The sequence below is a fragment of the Mesorhizobium sp. M8A.F.Ca.ET.021.01.1.1 genome, assembly GCF_003998025.1.
GTDB lineage: Bacteria > Pseudomonadota > Alphaproteobacteria > Rhizobiales > Rhizobiaceae > Mesorhizobium.
This window is the reverse complement of the sequence record NZ_RZSJ01000070.1, coordinates 1-16,558: the sequence shown is the minus strand read 5'-3', so window position 1 is coordinate 16,558 and position 16,558 is coordinate 1. Positions and strand designations below refer to the sequence as shown.

16 protein-coding genes and 1 pseudogene are annotated in these 16,558 nt (G+C 59.7%); 11 read left to right on the top strand and 6 right to left on the bottom strand.

Features of this window, described 5'->3' with window-relative positions; genetic code table 11:
* The 5 genes from EOA36_RS08675 to EOA36_RS37205 all read left to right on the top strand — a co-directional run.
* Nucleotides 1–893: ABC transporter permease (locus EOA36_RS08675; RefSeq protein ID WP_145969128.1), on the top strand; the 893-nt coding region annotated here is incomplete at its 5' end.
* Nucleotides 890–1,849 (top strand): ABC transporter ATP-binding protein, encoded by a 960-nt coding sequence (locus EOA36_RS08670; RefSeq protein ID WP_127276848.1) that lies wholly within the window; start codon nt 890–892, stop codon nt 1,847–1,849. The genes EOA36_RS08675 and EOA36_RS08670, both read left to right, overlap by 4 nt.
* Before the next feature lie 8 nt (nt 1,850–1,857).
* A complete protein-coding gene (locus EOA36_RS08665; RefSeq protein ID WP_127276846.1) occupies nt 1,858–2,844 on the top strand; it encodes a dipeptide ABC transporter ATP-binding protein in 987 nt (328 codons plus the stop codon).
* A 141-nt stretch (nt 2,845–2,985) separates the two neighbouring features.
* Nucleotides 2,986–3,288: a DUF982 domain-containing protein gene (locus EOA36_RS08660; RefSeq protein ID WP_127276844.1), complete on the top strand. Its 303-nt coding sequence runs from the start codon at nt 2,986–2,988 to the stop codon at nt 3,286–3,288.
* 134 nt (nt 3,289–3,422) lie between these two features.
* A complete protein-coding gene (locus EOA36_RS37205; protein ID WP_189553155.1) occupies nt 3,423–3,722 on the top strand; it encodes a hypothetical protein in 300 nt (99 codons plus the stop codon).
* A 62-nt stretch (nt 3,723–3,784) separates the two neighbouring features.
* Here the strand turns inward: EOA36_RS37205 and EOA36_RS08650 are convergent, their stop codons facing one another.
* From EOA36_RS08650 to EOA36_RS08625, 6 genes are all read right to left on the bottom strand, one after another.
* Entirely contained in the window at nt 3,785–4,975 is a 1,191-nt protein-coding gene (locus EOA36_RS08650; RefSeq protein ID WP_245464291.1) for a hypothetical protein, read from the bottom strand.
* 31 nt (nt 4,976–5,006) lie between these two features.
* Nucleotides 5,007–5,951: a DUF2950 family protein gene (locus tag EOA36_RS08645; protein WP_245464290.1), complete on the bottom strand. Its 945-nt coding sequence runs from the start codon at nt 5,949–5,951 to the stop codon at nt 5,007–5,009.
* A 23-nt stretch (nt 5,952–5,974) separates the two neighbouring features.
* On the bottom strand, nt 5,975–7,315 hold the full coding sequence (locus tag EOA36_RS08640; protein ID WP_127276840.1) for a DUF3300 domain-containing protein: 1,341 nt from the start codon (nt 7,313–7,315) through the stop codon (nt 5,975–5,977).
* 101 nt (nt 7,316–7,416) lie between these two features.
* Complete coding sequence (locus EOA36_RS08635) at nt 7,417–7,803, bottom strand: response regulator (protein WP_127276838.1); 387 nt, start codon at nt 7,801–7,803, stop codon at nt 7,417–7,419.
* A 61-nt stretch (nt 7,804–7,864) separates the two neighbouring features.
* Entirely contained in the window at nt 7,865–8,470 is a 606-nt protein-coding gene (locus EOA36_RS08630) for a response regulator (RefSeq protein ID WP_127276836.1), read from the bottom strand.
* Entirely contained in the window at nt 8,467–10,299 is a 1,833-nt protein-coding gene (locus tag EOA36_RS08625) for an ATP-binding protein (protein WP_189553153.1), read from the bottom strand. The genes EOA36_RS08630 and EOA36_RS08625 overlap by 4 nt, the downstream gene beginning before the upstream one ends.
* A gap of 317 nt (nt 10,300–10,616) precedes the next feature.
* Here EOA36_RS08625 and EOA36_RS08620 point away from each other — a divergent pair, with 317 nt between their 5' ends.
* The 6 genes and pseudogenes from EOA36_RS08620 to EOA36_RS08595 all read left to right on the top strand — a co-directional run.
* On the top strand, nt 10,617–12,947 hold the full coding sequence (locus EOA36_RS08620; protein WP_127276832.1) for an arylsulfatase: 2,331 nt from the start codon (nt 10,617–10,619) through the stop codon (nt 12,945–12,947).
* 141 nt (nt 12,948–13,088) lie between these two features.
* Entirely contained in the window at nt 13,089–13,985 is an 897-nt protein-coding gene (locus tag EOA36_RS08615) for a bile acid:sodium symporter (RefSeq protein ID WP_127276830.1), read from the top strand.
* A gap of 50 nt (nt 13,986–14,035) precedes the next feature.
* Nucleotides 14,036–14,944, top strand: a complete 909-nt coding sequence (locus EOA36_RS08610; RefSeq protein WP_127276828.1) for a formylglycine-generating enzyme family protein — start codon at nt 14,036–14,038, stop codon at nt 14,942–14,944.
* Between the two features lies 1 nt (nt 14,945).
* Nucleotides 14,946–15,344, top strand: coding sequence for a DUF1622 domain-containing protein (locus EOA36_RS08605; protein ID WP_127276852.1), 399 nt, complete (start codon nt 14,946–14,948; stop codon nt 15,342–15,344).
* Nucleotides 15,345–15,384: 40 nt separating this feature from the next.
* The gene (locus tag EOA36_RS08600; RefSeq protein ID WP_189343672.1) at nt 15,385–16,152 is read left to right on the top strand and encodes a transporter; all 768 of its coding nucleotides are present in this window, start codon (nt 15,385–15,387) and stop codon (nt 16,150–16,152) included.
* Between the two features lie 129 nt (nt 16,153–16,281).
* A pseudogene (locus EOA36_RS08595) lies at nt 16,282–16,558 on the top strand (haloacid dehalogenase-like hydrolase); the annotation flags it as partial.

The following is a 16,558-nucleotide window of genomic DNA, read 5'->3' as shown; positions in this document are numbered from 1 at the left end:
TCTTCGCGACACCTGGGGCCGACCCTGCGGCGCGCATCGCCGGCCGCAATGCATCGCCCGAGGTGCTGGAGGCGGTGCGCCACAGCTTCGGCTTCGACCGGCCACTCTACGTTCAATATGTGAAAATGATGGAGAAGATCTTCGTCACTGGCGACCTGACCTCCTTCGTCAATCGTGGCTGGAAGGTGGTGCCGGCAGTCATGGATTCGATCCCTGTCACGCTCTCGCTGGTGTTCGGAGCGGCGATTCTGTGGGTGGTTGTCTCCATCGCCATCGGCATCGTCGCCGCCGCCACCCGCGACAGCTGGCTGGACAAGCTGCTGATGGCGTTGGGTCTGCTCGGCATTTCCATGCCAGTCTACTGGCTGGGGGAGGTGATGAACCTGATCACCCAGAGCCGCTACCACGACAGCTGGGCGTTCTCCTGGGTGCCCCCGCTCGGCTACAAGAATTTTTCCGACGATCCGAAAGGCTGGTTCCTGACGCTGGTCATACCTTGGATCACGCTGGCCATTCTCTACATCGGCATCTACGGGCGGGTGTTGCGCGCGGCAATCATCGAATCCATGCAGGAAGACTATATCCGCACGGCCCGGGCCAAGGGCCTGTCGGAGACGCGTATCCTGCTGCGCCACGCCTTGCGCACATCGCTCATCGCCTTCGTCACCCTGTTCGGCCTCGATTTCGGCGCACTGGTGGGCGGCTCGGCCCTGCTGACCGAGGTGGTGTTCGGGCTGCATGGCATCGGCAAGCTCACCTATGACGCGCTGCAGAACCTGGATCTGCCGATGATCATGGCAACGGTGATGTATGCGTCCATGTTCGTGGTCATCGCCAATGCGGTTGTCGATTTCGTCTACATCCTTCTCGATCCGCGCCTGAGGACATCATGATATTGTCGGTGCGCGACCTTAGAGTGTCCTTCCGGACCGACGACGGCCTGGTGAGGGCCATCGATGGCGTTTCCTTCGATCTCGCGGAAAGCGAAATTCTCGGTGTCGTCGGCGAGTCCGGCTCCGGCAAGACAGTGTCGCTGCTGGCGGTGATGGGGCTGATCACCGACCCCAACGCGATCATCGAAGGCTCGATCCGCTACAAGGGCCGCGAGCTGGTTGGACTGCCTCCGCGCGAACTCAGGCGCCTGCGGGGCAACGAGATCGCGATGATCTTCCAGGATCCGATGACGGCTCTGACGCCGGTCTACACGATTGGCTGGCAGATCGCCGAGCAGATCCGTGCCCACCGCAACATCAGCAAATCCAGGGCCATGGAGCGCGTCGAGGAACTGCTGGCGGAGGTGAATTTTCCCAACCCCCACGAAGCGATGTCGCGCTACCCGCACCAGCTCTCCGGCGGCATGCGGCAGCGGGCGGTGATTGCGATGGCGTTGTCCTGCAACCCGGCGCTGCTGGTGGCGGATGAGCCGACCACCGCGCTCGACGTAACGGTGCAGGCCGGAATTCTCGATCTCGTGCGCAAGCTGCGCTCGACGCACAAATCGGCCGTCGTCTTCATCACGCATGACATGGGCGTGGTCTCCGAACTCGCCGATCGGGTCATGGTCATGTATGCGGGCCGCATCGTCGAACGCGGCAGCCGCACGGAGTTATTTTCCGACCCGCGACACCCTTATACGCGCGCATTGCTTGGTTCGATCCCGCCGCTGACCGGTGCGAAACCCCGCCGCCTGCCGGCTATTCCCGGGTCACCGCCGTCTCTGCTGCGATTGCCGCAAGGCTGCGCCTTCGGGCCGCGTTGTCCGGTCCGGTACGAGCCTTGTCTAACCGACAAGCCCGATCTTGGCGCCGCCACGCACGCTGCGGCCTGCTTTCGGGTGGCGCAGGTATGAGCGGACCGATGATCGACAAAGACCGTCCAATCCTCGAAACACGCTCGCTCGGCAAGCGCTTCTCGATCGGCACCCGTTTTTCCGCCGAAGGCAGGCGGACCGTTCACGCGGTCGACAATGTCTCGCTGACGGTGCGGCGCGGCGAAACCGTCGGATTGGTCGGGGAGTCCGGATGTGGCAAGTCCACGCTGGCGCGCTGCCTGGTCAGGCTCCACGACATTTCGGACGGTGAGCTTCTGTTCGAAGGCGACGACATCACGTCGAAGTCGCTGTCTGAACTGAGGCCGCTGCGGCGGCGCCTGCAAATGGTGTTCCAGGACCCGTCGGCCTCGCTCAATCCGCGCCGGCGCGTCGGCGATCTCGTGGCCGAACCGCTGCGTATCCATGGCAAGCTTTCATCGCGCGAGATCACCAATCGCGTCGCGGAACTGTTCGACCTCGTTGGATTGTTGCCGGACCATGTCACGCGCTTCCCCCATGAATTCTCGGGCGGGCAGCGCCAGCGTGTCGGCATAGCGCGCGCCATTGCCCTCAATCCCGATCTCGTCGTTCTCGACGAGCCGGTCTCCGCGCTCGACGTGTCCGTACAGGCGCAGATCGTCAACCTGCTTGCCGACCTTCAGGAGAAGCTGGATCTCACCTATGTCTTCATCGCCCACGACCTGTCCGTGGTGCGCCAGGTCTCGACCCGCATCGCGGTCATGTATCTCGGCTCGATCGTGGAGGAGGGACCAGCGGAAGAGGTGTTTTCAGCCCCCGCCCATCCTTACAGCCAGGCGCTGATCTCGGCGGTTCCCGTGGTGGAGACGACGCCCAACGGGATGCGCAAGCGCATTATCCTCACGGGTGATGTGCCGAGCCCGCTCAACCCGCCATCCGGCTGCCGGTTCCATCCCCGATGCCCAATAGCGGCGGAGCGGTGCCGCACAGAGCGGCCTGAGTTGAAAGAGTATAGGCCCGGCCGCAAGGTGGCGTGCCACTTTCCGACGGTATAAGCAAACATCGCCCCTTGTACCCGGAGGGCCGCATCCGGTCGGAAAATTCTTCAAAAATTCAGTTGTCCGCATGGAACCAACCGACGTGCGGCGCGTTTGATTGGGTTCGATCGAGCGCATCTCGATCGACGGGAGGAAACAATGGACTACCTGCATTTCTTTTCGCCCGTGCGGATATCGCGCGGGCAGGGGCATCCTGTAGAAGAAGTGGATAGTGTCGCCGAGGCGATGGTTTTCTTGCGCAAATGGCCGACGGGACGACGTGGGCCAGTGTATCAGTGCGCGTTGAATTGCTGTTCGGCCGCCCTGTCGGGCCAGATGTCGGCAGAGGAAGCAAGGAAGGCCTTCACCGGCTTTGCCCGAATTACGCGGCTTCTCGACGACGACATGGCATTGCCGATGGGCGGCGACAGCATGGCGAGCGTACACGCGCTACGGCGCTAGCAGCCCCCAACCCCTTTGTTGCTGGTCCGCGCCCGCTGCGGGGAGCGGCAGTGGTGGTGCTTGCACCTACCCAGGTCATCAGTCGCCAATCGACACAGTCGCCAGGGTCCATCTGCTTGCCGAGGGGCGACTTGGTGTGTCACGCCACCATCCGGAAAGCGAGCCGACGTCAGGGTCAGATCACCGCAGATCAGCGACACACGCTGCTCACCGACGGCAAACCTGCGGCTGGAGGCAGCCACTTCGGCATAACCGCGAATGGCTTCATGGCCGCAGAATCCGTCCCTTCCGCCATCGATCACCGCATCGGGCTCAAGCAGCGCTGTCATGCCGTCGATCTCGCCGGCATGTTGCAGCGCAGCCATCCCACTCGTTCCCAGGCCGGCCGTACTTTCTTTATCGTGGCCGCTCCGGTGCTCAGGGTCAGCGATTAGTGAGTGTGCAGGCTCCGGATCACCGCATGGTATTCCCAGCACTGAGATCCACGTCACGGCCTTCAAACAAGCAGAAGTTTCTTCAGCACGGAGAAGACTTCCTTGTACGGCAGCTTGGTTGCGCCAGCGACTGCGAACGGAATGAGGGCTGCCGCCGCCACTGGCAGCAGGGTTTTGCGGTTGACCAGCATCGACGACAACTTGCGCGTCAACTCGTACTGCTTCGTAACGTCAATGGGGTCGACTGCTTGCTCGGCTTCTTGCAGATCGGGTGCGGCAATGTTGCTGCCGATCATCTTTCGTTCTGCAGCTCTCTGCTGTGCAGTTGCATGTGCCGCCAGCGCCAGAAGCGTCTTGTCCTTCAGCGTCAAAAGCGGCTTAGAGAAGGCGGAGAGCGGGTAGGCGAAGAATCCAATGACGAGTGCCAGCCAGCACGCCATGATGGTCGTCAGCGTCGTCGCCGATAGCCCGCCTAGCGTCAGGTGCTTCGCGACAGCGGCCGCTACGCCGCAACTGACACCGAACACGAACAGGACATAGGCGTTGGGATAGGCCGCCAGAAAAGAAAGCCCGCCGTTGCCATCGGGATGTGTCGCCACCAGGCGCAAATTAAGCTGCGCGACCGTGCGAAGGAGCTTCGCCCACACGAGATGCCGCCAGACACCGCGAAAGAACAGAAATACGAACAGCGGAATGCTGACCAGCACGCACCACCAGCCGGCGGCCGTGAGTTTGTAGCTGTCAGCGATGACAGTGGCCGCCCATGTAGACGTCGTGGTTTCCCCGAAGGTAGCGTATGCAATGAGCGCCGATATGGCGGCAAGCGCCAGGCACACAAGCTCTGCCCACCTAGAGTCGCGTTGACGCAGAGCATATGTCAACGCAACTGTCGCATCACCAACAGATTCGGGCGCGATCAGTGAAGCTCGAGCGAATTGCGCCAGTGTGCGGCGAAGGCCAGTTTCGACATACTGCTCGGCCGCTACGAAAGCGGCGATCGCGATCAGGAACCGAGCCCACGGACCTGGGTCCGTGAGGTAGCGCCACACGGTCGGATCATCGGAAAACAGGGTCGAGAGCGTCAGCAAGAGAGGCGCGCCCCACGCGAGGGAGACGAACAGAAGGACTCGCCTCCCTGTTTTTAGACTTCTGTCATGGAGAAGATTGAGCCGCTGCTGAAGTTCGAAGAACGGGCCGCCGTGAAAGGCGAGAAAATCCAGGTTGATGTCTCCTGCTGGCCTGCTTTCAGTCATGTGCGGGACGGTGTGAGCTTGGTCCCCCATATCAATCCTCGGTCACGGTCCATCGATCTCCGGGATTGAATTGCTTCATGCCGCGCGCGATTTTGTCCGTGGCATCCCCGAGATCTGCCTGATAAACGATGCCATTGCGGTTGACCACGAAGGTGTTTACTCCTGTCTCACCGTACTTGACTGGCCACGCGACCAAGGCAAAGCCCGCGATCATGTTACCGTTGATGACGTAGTCATAGGGTCCCCCGGCGATATTGCTGCCCTGGCTGGTGAGAACCTTAAAGCGGTAGCCGAAGTACCCCTTGTCCTTCGCCTTGTCGAACTGGACGTAGTCGAGATACGGCGCGGCTGGACTGTCGCCCAGGTTCTCATTCTCCGGCCAATAGAGGCCGTCGGCTCTGCCGGGTTTGCTGACGAGCCTCTGGGCATATTCCAGTACCCCATCGCCATCGTGATCCGTGCTGGCGTACTCTTCCTGAGCGTCGACATATCCACGGACGGTTTCGATCGTCTGAATCTCGTTTTCACCTATGCGACGGTTGATGATTTCCTCAACGCCGACAACGGGATCGAAGGCGAACTTGCCGTTATCGGTCTTGTTGATCGGGAAGGGGAACGGCCACACGACTTCGCCGACGTCAATGATGCTCCGGCCGTCTTTCGTCTCGACCGCGATGCGTTTTCCTACACCTTGCTTAATGGCAGCGAGCGTTTCCTCAACCCCTTCGGTCGCTTTCAGACGACCGGCGTTGACGCCGAGGATGGAAGCCAGCTTATCGAGGTCGGATGCGGTCACGGCCTCCTTGAACGCGGCTGTTGCGGCATCGAGCGTGTCGAATTCGGTTGGAGGCTGATTGGCGACCAGAAAGGCGAGGTTTGCCTCAGCCGCAAATGCAACCTGTCCAGTCGAAAGGAAAAGTCCCAGCGCGGTAGTGGCTATCAAGCGAAATTTCATGCAGCGCGTGTTCAAGCTCATGACAAAAGCTCCATTTGTTCGATCTAGCGATGGCGCCCACGATGTGGGACGCGTGCATGTCCCCCGCCGCCACCAGGACGTCCGCCACGGAGGTGAGCACCGCCGCCCCGCGGTCCGCTGAGTTGCGGCCGGCTTGCGTGATGGCCGCCTCCCATTGCACTACCGCCACGTTTGGAGTGAAGATTGGCAGCGCTGCGGGGGCGGACTTCTCCGAGCCCCGAAGGGCGGCTGGGACGGGCGTCACGTTTTCCCGCCATAGCGTGATGGCCGATTTTGCTGTCCGCATTCGAACGGCTTCCAATCCCGCCCTGATGCGTTCGATCACCCGCCACCTTATTGGCCCTAACGTCCTTGATAGCTGAGGGAGTCACCCTGGAGCGGTCGACATTCGCGGCGTTGGATCGCACGGACTTCGCCTTGGTGCGGATGTCGTTATTGCCGCCCGTTTCGACCCGGTTGCGGATGTTGGTTTTGTCCATGTTTGCGAACTGGTTGTGGTCAAACTTGATCTTGCTGCGGTCGACGTTCTTCCAGTCGACATCATTGAAATTGACTTTGCCGTTTCGATCCATGCCGTTGAAGCAATGGTCGCAATCAATATTGATGTCGTTGCCATCAAATCGACCGCCCCAGACCCCCCATCTGTCCCAATCGACGACCGCTCCAAACACGGCACCGGTCACGAAGCCCGCGAAGTAGGGTGCTGTCGGGTAGTAATAGTTGGGGTAGGGATCCGGATAATAGCGGATCGGCGCGGTTGCGTAGCCTTCCTCGTAAAGCATTCGCGGCTCGTATTGCGGCACATAGATCTTCTCGGGGTTGGCTGCTTGGATGACGACATTGTCGTTCTGCTGGACGACCGTGACCTTGTCATCGCTCTTGATGATGCCATCCGCGACCGCCTTATCGCGCAAAGTCTGAATGGCGATCAGCAGGTCCTTCTGCTGGTCGGCGACCGCACCGCCGAGTTGCTGCGTCCAGTCGAGGTCATTGCTCATCATCTTGACGATATCGGGGTAGTTCAGGAGGGATATCACGCTGCCGTCCCAATCGTCCTTTGGCTTCAACGAGGAATTTCCCTTGGCCTGCTCTAGAAACCGGGATGCTTCGACGATCTGAAGCGGATAGAGAGAGGCCGAGGTAATCAGCGCCACAAGATCGTCGGGATAAAGAGCGATCCGGGCGACGAGCACTTCCATCTCATCGGCGCTCAGTTGCCCGGGTGCGCTCGCGCCTTGCGGAGCGGCTGCCGCCGTTTGTTCCTGGGCACAGACTACCGCTGGCACACCGGCGATCGCGAACACAAGCATCGTGGTGGCCGTCAAGATAAATTTGCGGATGTTCTTTCGTGGTTGTGTGCCCATCTGGTTCTTGCCTCCTTGGACCAATCCTTCACCGCTTCCCCTCGCAAACTCTCGCCAATGCGATGCTGCTCGAGAAAGGCATGCCGCGCGGACACAATGGTTCATTCGTCGCTCCGTCGGTCCGCGATTGTGCTCTGTATCGCCGAGAGCATCCCCTCGCGCCCTAGCGGCTTCGACAAATAAGCCACTGCGCCGGCGGCAATGCTGCGCTTGCGCATCTCTGGTTGCGGGTTGGCCGTAATCACGATCACCGGAATGTTTTTGTTCCTGGAGCGCATGGCCTCAATTACCTGCAGACCGTTGAGGCCTGGCATATGTAGGTCGAGAAGAACGCAGCTCGGCATAGTAATCTCTAAGCTTTCGAGGAAGGCTTCCCCGGATGAAAACGCGATCGACTCATAGGAGAGCGAGAATAGGAGACGCCTGAGGGCGCGTCTTACAGAATCGTCGTCATCTACGATCGCTATGATTGGGTTGGCGGTCGCCATCACCGATCTGTACGCCAATTGACCATGGCCGCGTAGTTGGCCTTCGGTCTAACTTGGACGATCAAGCGTTAAAGTGCTCGACGATCCTTACCAGATCGGCAACCGTGCGCACGCCCATCTTGTGCATCATCCGACCACGGTGCACCTTGACCGTTTTCTCGACGATCCCAAGATCACCCGCGATCTGCTTGTTGAAACGTCCAGCCACCACTTGGTCCAATACCTGGCGTTCCCGTGCCGTCAGTCGCGCGACCCGCTTCTTGAGATCTTCCTGATCCTGAAAGTTCCGACGTCTCGCGACGTCCACCAACCTTGCCTGTTCAACGGCAGCGAGCAAGGTTTGAGTATTTACCGGTTTTTCGAGAAAATCCTGCGCGCCCGCCCGCATCGCCCGTACGCTGGCAGGAACATTGCCTTGGCCTGTTAGGAAAACAACCGGCCGGCCGCACGCATCCAGTGCCTCCTGAATCTCAAAGCCGCTCTTCCCCGGTAGATGCAGGTCGACCACCGCGCAACCAGGAAGAAGTGGGTCATGTTCGTCAAGGAATGTTTCGGCGTCGGTGAAAGTCTGAACCTGATATCCGGCAATGGAAAGCACCCGCGAAAGGGCTTTGAGAACCTGGACGTCATCGTCGATCAGGCTGACTTGAAACATCGCATCAGTCATGAGGACCTCCTTCGAAGTGGCAGCGAAAGGATAATGCGGGCACCGGCTAAATATTCGGGATCGAATTCGAGAGCGCCACCATGCGCTTGCGCAATGGAGCGGCAAATTGCCAGGCCCAGTCCCAGTCCGTTGGATTTTGTGCTCACGAACGGCTGGAAGGCACCCTCCATGAACTCGGGCGTCAGTCCGCAGCCATTGTCGGTCACCGTAACCTCACCCGTCCGTCCGTCCGTCCGAACGGCGACCTCGATCATTCGGGCCGATGGCGGCAAATGCGAGGTGGCGTCAACGGCATTGATAATAATATTCAGGACTACTTGTTGAAGCTGCGCGGCATTGCCAAGAATCCGAACACTCGAATTCGCCCGTTTGAACGCCACCGCTGTTTGCTTAATTAGAAGTTCACTTTTGACGAGCGCCAGCGTGGCGACAGTAATGTGATTAAGATCAACAGGTTCTAGTGCTACCTCATGCGTCGTCAGCAAGCGCCTGAGCTGACGACTGATTTCCGCTGCACGCTCATCATCCGCGATGATATCCGAAAGAATGTCGCTCACCTCCGTGAGGCTTGGATCGCTGCTTTCGAGCAGCTGTTTGCCGACCTCCGCATTGGCCAGAATAGATGTGAGGGGCTGGTTCAGTTCATGCGCAAACGCGCCCGACAGCTCTCCGAGGAGCGACGTGCGAGACAGGTGTACCAGCTTGGTGTGCCCGGCGTTGACCTCCGCCTCCGCCTTCTTGCGCAGATGGGCTTGTATGCCAAGAGCGACTATCGTGCCAGACTGGAGAAGCAGCATCGCGATCGATACCAGTATCGCGGTTCGATGCTCATCCCACAGTGAAGGCGCCCGGAACCGTATCTCGGCGTCAGGCGGCAGCAGGCCAGGATCGATCAGGAAGCGCCGGATCTCCCTCCAGTCGACGATTGGCCGGATGACCAGGGGGGTGATCTGCGGTAAGTTCGCTTCGCCTGCGATTTGGTGAGTGACAAGGGCGGCAAGCTGCTCGCCTTGCTCTTGGAATGTGCTCATGTAGCCACCCAGGACGCCATGATCGAGGTATGTGTCGTAGACGGCGTAGACTGGCGCAGCCGATACCCGCGCAATCTCTGCCGTGGCATTGCGCGGGACGAAGTTCCGGCCATCCGGATCTTGAAAGATCGTCAGGATGAGGACGGCAGTGTCGGGAGATAGTCTTGCAACAGCATCCGCGAAGCCGTCGAGCCTCAGACCGGACAGGTAGCGGATGTCGAAGCCGTCGTACCTGTCGCCAAGATCGGCTCTGGCGGTAGCTTCCCATCGCTTGTCGAACGCCGACGAGCCGGAGATGACAACCGCATGTCTGGCATTCGGCTGCAGCCGGCGCGCCAACGTCATTGTCTGTTTGAGATCGAACCTGGTGACGATACCTTTGACGTCGGGCGGCAATGCCAACTGGGTGACCGCATCTGCTGCGACAGCCCCGAACAGCAATGGAGCTCCCGGAGCGATCTCCCTGCGATGGTCGAGCATGAAGCGCAGTGCCGTGGGGCCGGCGGCAATTGCGACATCCGGTTTCATGTCGCGGTATTTGGCGCTCAGTTGGGCCGCTATGCGAGGGAGATTTCCCGGATCGGGAAAGCGGGCATTGTCGAGATACTCAGAGTAGATTTCGAACTGCGTTGGATCGCGATCGTCAAGGTCTTTGTGGAGTCCACGTGCGATCTCGACCGCCGCAACCTGGGTGCTTTCGTTCTCGTAGACGATCAGGACGCGATGCATCCCACTAGATTCTCGAGCAAAAACTAGGCTTGGCTGGTCAGCAATGCCGATTGCCAACCAGAAAACCATTGACCATCGCCAACATACTTCTCGGCGAATTCGCATCGCCAAGACAGATGATACCAAAGATTCCATTTCAGCGCACCGCATGTCTGAAAAATCATAGCCGAGGTCGTCCTACTCGGCCAGCGTGTTGCAGTTACAGCGCACTTTCTAACTGTAACCTAGTTCAGCTCATTGAATGTATTTTTCATCGCTGAATTCATCTTTTAGCCGACACGCATATAGACAGCGGCACCACGCTCTGTGAGTCCTAGGTCCCACTATCCTTAACCAGAATTTTCGGAACAATTATGTGAGATCACGGCGAACAACGGAGATAGATCATGTCGAAGAAACCGTTCAAAGGCGTCATCAAGCTCGACGTACGAGATTCCAAGCCAGATTGGGGGCCGTACCTACCGCCGAGTGCGCCAAAAGGAGCGCCGAATGTCCTGATTGTCCTCTACGACGACACGGGCCAGGCGGCCTGGTCGCCCTATGGCGGCGCTATCAACATGCCCACCTTGCAGAAACTCGCGGACAATGGCCTGACCTATTCGCAATGGCACACGACTGCGCTCTGCTCGCCGACCCGGTCTACCTTCCTTACCGGCCGCAACCACCATCTGAACGGTATGTCGTGCATCACCGAAGGCGCACAGGGCTTCCCGGGCTGGAGCGGCCGCGTACCGGAAGAATGCATGTCGATCGGCCACATGCTGCAGGGGGCGGGCTGGACCACGTTCTGGCTTGGCAAGGAACACAACGTTCCTGAACAGGATATCTGTGCGGGCGGCACGAAGTCGGAGTGGCCCATCCAGAAGGGCTTCGACCGCTTCTACGGCTTCGTGGGCGGCGAAACCAACCAGTGGTATCCGGACCTCGTCGAGGACAACAAGTTCATCGACCAACCCTACAGCCCCGAGGAAGGTTATCACCTGTCGAAAGATCTGGTCGATCAGGCGATGCAGATGATCCGTGACCAGAAGGCTTCCAATCCATCAAAACCCTGGTTCATGTGGCTATGCCCGGGCGCCAATCACGCCCCGCACCACGCACCGAAGGAATATATCGACAAGTACAAAGGCAAGTTCGACAAGGGCTACGAAGCCTATCGCGAATGGGTTCTCCCGCGCATGATCGAGAAGGGTCTTCTGCCAAAAGACACCAAGCTCACTCCGTTCAACCCGCTCCCCAAGGAGGTGGCCAATCCGGGCGATGCCGTGCGGCCGTGGGCCGAACTGAACGCCGACGAGAAAAAGCTGTTCTCGCGCATGGCGGAGGTCTATGCTGGCTTCTCCGAATACACGGACGTCCAGGTCGGTCGCTTGGTCGACTATCTGCAGGAAAGCGGTCAGCTCGACAACACGATCGTTTTTTATTGCTCGGACAATGGTGCCTCCGGCGAAGGCAGCCCGAATGGTTCGGTCAACGAGAACAAGTTCTTCAACAACTATCCCGACGAACTGTCGGAGAACCTGCAGTATCTTGACGTTCTCGGCGGCCCCGAAACCTACAATCATTACCCGACCGGCTGGGCCGCGGCGTTCTCGACGCCCTACCAGATGTTCAAGCGTTATTCCGAATATGCCGGTGGCACCTGCTGCCCGCTGGTTATCTCCTGGCCGAAGGGCATCAAGGCGAAGGGGGAGGTGCGCAACCAATATCATCACTGTACGGACATCGTACCCACGATCCTCGATGTCTGTGGCGTCGAGATGCCCAAAACCTTCCGTGGCGCTGAACAATGGCCGATCTCAGGAGTCTCGATGCGTTATTCGTTCGAGGCCAAAGCCGATGCGCCGACGAAGAAGACGCGCCAGTACTACGCGATGCTCGGCACGCGCGGCATGTGGGAAAACGGTTGGAAAGCGGCAGCCCTTCATGCTCCCCTGACGGGCAAGGGCCATTTCGACAAGGATGAGTGGGAACTTTATCACACTGATGTGGATCGCTCGGAATCCAACAACCTTGCCAAGCAGCATCCCGACAAGCTCAAGGCCCTGATCAAAGCATGGGACGAGGAAGCGGAGAAGAACATGGTTCTTCCGCTTGACGATCGCAGCGCCGCGGAGCTTCTCGGCATCGAACGTCCGAGCGAGGAGCCACCGAGGGAACGCTACATCTATTACCCCGGCACTTCGCCGGTGCCGGAAGGCGTTGCGGTCAATGTGCGGGGTCGTAGCTACAAGATCCTCGCCGATGTGGAGCTCGGGGACAAATGCGAGGGGGTGATCTTCGCCCATGGCTCACGCTTCGGCGGCCATAGCTTGTTCATCAAGGATATGAAACTGCACTACGTCTACAATTTCCTTGGCATCAAGCCGGAACAGACCTTCGTCTCCAAGCAACTCAAGCCTGGCAAATACACGTTTGGAATGGAGTTCATCCGCGACAAGAAGCCGGGGCCGCACGGCGAGTCGCTTGGCAAGACCACCCTGTACGTTAACGATGAAGTCGTGGCACAGGGCGATATGAAGACCCAACTCGGCAAGTTCACGCTCTCCGGCGACGGCCTCTGCATCGGCCGGGACAGCGGCGATGCGGTGAGTGAGAAATACAAGTCTCCTGGCCAATTCAAGGGCGGTACGATCAAGTTCGTCGGCGTGACTGTCGAGAAGGGGCAATACCTTGATCTCGAGAAACTGGCGGCGGCGGCCATGGCTGTCGATTAGCCACCGAGTTGCGGACATGGAGGCCGGCGGAAAGGCGCCGTCGACCTCCAGAAGTCTATCCTTAACGACATCAGAACAATCTGAGGCAGCGATGCATCAGAAATGGACTGACGCTCCGCAGTTTCGGAAACGAGCAGATCGATGACCGTTCAAGAGCTAATTAAACTTGGCATCACAGTCAGTCTCGTGGCGCTGGTGTTTGCACTGGGTCTGAAGGCGGCGACAGGCGATCTGCTCTATCTGGTCAAGCGGCCCGGCGAGATGATCCGATCGATCATCTCCATGAACATCATCATGCTGATCTTCGCCGTCGGTGTAGCCTTGCTCTTTCCCCTCGCTATCGAAATCAAGATCGCGCTGATCGCCTTGGCGGTTTCGCCGGTTCCGCCGATCCTTCCAGGCAAGCAGACCAAGGCGGGCGGAACGCAATCATTCGCCCTTAGCCTCCTCATCGTGGCGTCCATCGCGGCGATTGCGCTGGTGCCCATCTCGATCGGGATTGTGGGAAGCTTATTTCACGCTGAGTATTACATGCCCCCGGCACGCGTGCTGCGGCCCGTTCTCGTGACGGTGATCGCTCCCCTGCTTGTAGGCGTGCTCGTTCGCCGCCTGCTTCCGGCACTGGCGGCGCGAATAGCCGGGCCGATCTCGCTTTTCGCGGTCATCCTCCTCGTGGTCGCAGCTATTCCAGTCGTCTTCACCAGCGGCGTGACCTTCTGGGGGCAGGTCGGCAACGGTGTGATTGTACTCCTGGCACTGTTCACGGCCCTGGGGGTTTTCGTCGGCCACTTGCTTGGCGGGCCAGATCCCGACGATCGAACCGTGCTCGCTCTCGCCACGGGCACCCGTCATCCGGCCGTTGCGATGGCGATCGCAAGCCTGAATTTTCCGGACGAGAAGGCAGCCTTGGCGGTGATGCTTTGGCATCTGGTCATCGGGGCGATCGTGTCTATTCCGTATGTGCGGTGGCGCAGGGCGCTACATGACAAAGCCGCCACCGTCGAATCGGACCGGCAGACGAATAGGGTTGGCCGATGAGTGCCGCAATCCGCCCGCGCGCTTCCGAAAGCAGTCCCGCGGGAAGGGACATGGTGTGGATACCTGCCGGGACGTTCCTGATGGGGTCCGATGCCCACTACCCGGAAGAGGCGCCGGCGCATCGTGTGAAGGTCGACGGCTTCTGGATCGGCCGGTTCGCGGTGACCAACCGGGATTTCGAAAAATTCGTCTCGGAGACCGGCCATGTCACGTTGGCCGAGAAGTCTGCCAATCCGGATGATTATCCTGAAGCGCTACCGGAGATGTTGTCACCGTCCTCGACCGTCTTCCGCAAGCCCGCGGGCCCGGTCGATGTCCGCAATCAGTACAATTGGTGGACCTACGTACCCGGTGCGAACTGGCGCCATCCGCGTGGACCGGCCAGCTCGATCGCCAAGCTCAAGGACCATCCCGTCGTCCATATCGCCTATGAGGATGCCGAGGCGTATGCCCGATGGGCCGGCATGCAGCTGCCGACCGAGGCGGAATGGGAATTCGCTGCTCGCGGTGGGCTGGAAGGCGCCGAGTTCACATGGGGCGACGAACTAACGCCCGGCGGCGTGCACATGGCCAATACGTGGCAGGGCGAATTCCCATATCGCAACACGGTGGAAGACGGCTTCGAATACACAGCGCCTGTGGGCTCCTTTCCAGCAAACGGCTACGGCCTCCACGACATGGCGGGCAATGTCTGGGAATGGACGTCCGACTGGTATCGGGATCACCGCAGGATCGATAGCCCATGCTGCACGGTCTCCAACCCGCGGGGCGGCGACCGTGAGGCGAGCCGGGATCCGCGCGATCCCGCCGCGATACCGCGCAGGGTGACAAAGGGGGGCTCACATCTATGCGCCCCGAACTATTGCAGGCGATATCGGCCAGCGGCACGAATGGCACAGCCGATAGACACCTCGGTCTCGCATCTCGGCTTTCGTCTCATTCGTCGCCTGGATGATTGAAATGGAGGCTGTTCGAGAAACCTTCGCGCAACTCACCGAGGTCTCGATCCTTCTGATCGACTTTATGGCTCTGCTGATTGTCGTCTACGGGACATTGGAGGCTTTTTGGGGGGCCTGTCGGGCGGCCGTCACTAAACGGCGGCAGCTATATCACCAAATCTGGATGCGCTACGCGCGCTGGCTTGTCGCCGGCCTGACCTTTCAACTCGCCTCGGATATCATCGAGTCGGCCTTGACTCCGAGTTGGGAAGACATCGGGCGTCTGGCGGCGATTGCGGTCGTCCGTACTTTCCTCAACTATTTTCTTGGACGCGACCTCTCGGAGGAGACGGAGCAAGCGATGACCGCAGAAGAGGCAAAGGCGGTTCATCTCAGGTCACCCGGTGCCGAAAAAGGATAGTGCGATGGCAAAACCCTTCCGATTTCTTGCGGGCGTTGCGATGGTAGTTGCCATGCTGTTGCCGGTGCAAGCCCTGGCAGACGATGCTGATCTTGCAAAGCAACTTAGCAATCCGATTGCTTCACTGATCAGCGTACCGTTCCAGTTCAACTACGATTCCGGGTTCGGACCGGACGACGGCTACCGTGCAACGCTCAATATACAGCCGGTGGTTCCGATTTCTCTCAATGACAACTGGAACCTGATCTCGCGAACGATCCTGCCGATCATCACGCAGGATGACATCGCCGGACCGTCGGGCTCGCAATCGGGCCTGGGCGACGTCACCCAGAGCCTCTTCTTCTCGCCCAAGGCGCCGGGACCCGGCGGCGTCATATGGGGGGTCGGGCCGGTGATGCTGTTGCCGACCGCAACCGACGACCTTCTCGGTGGAGGGAAGTGGGGAGCTGGTCCGACAGCCGTGGCCCTCAAGCAGGCCGGCCCTTGGACCTTCGGCATGCTCGCCAACCAGATCTGGTCCTTCGCCGGCGATAGCGATCGCAGCGAAATCAATGCGACCTTTCTGCAGCCCTTCCTCTCTTACACCACCGCCGATGCCTGGACATTCGGCCTCAACACCGAAAGCACCTATGACTGGGCCAGCCACCAATGGTCGGTGCCGATCAACCTGTCCGTCGCGAAGCTTGTGAAGTTCGGCAATCAGCCCGTTAGCCTCAGCGTTGGCACGCGCTACTGGATGACAAGTCCAGAGAGCGGCCCGGAGGGTTGGGGTTTTCGTGGCGTCGTCACATTGCTGTTCCCGAAGTAGCTGAAGGAGTCGAGAGCAATGCTGCAGCGACTTGCCATGGCATTAACCGGACGTAGGGGACCCTTGTTCGAGTTGTCGAGAGCCACGCACCCACAATTCGGCCGGTTACTGAAAGCACTGGCCGCGTCGTTGCTTCTGCTAACAGCGTTGGCTGGTGCCACCTGGGCGCAATCAGATCCGCTGCCGTCCTGGAAAGACGGCCCGGTCAAGGTGGCCATCACGCAGTTCGTCGCCAAGGTCACGCAGGACGGTGGCGCCGATTTCGTCAAGCCGGCTGAGCGTATCGCCGTGTTCGACAATGACGGCACGCTGTGGTCCGAGCAGCCGGTCTATTTCCAGCTTGCCTTCGCGCTCGACCGCATCAAGGCCATGGCCCCCGATCACCCCGAATGGAAGGAAACAGAGC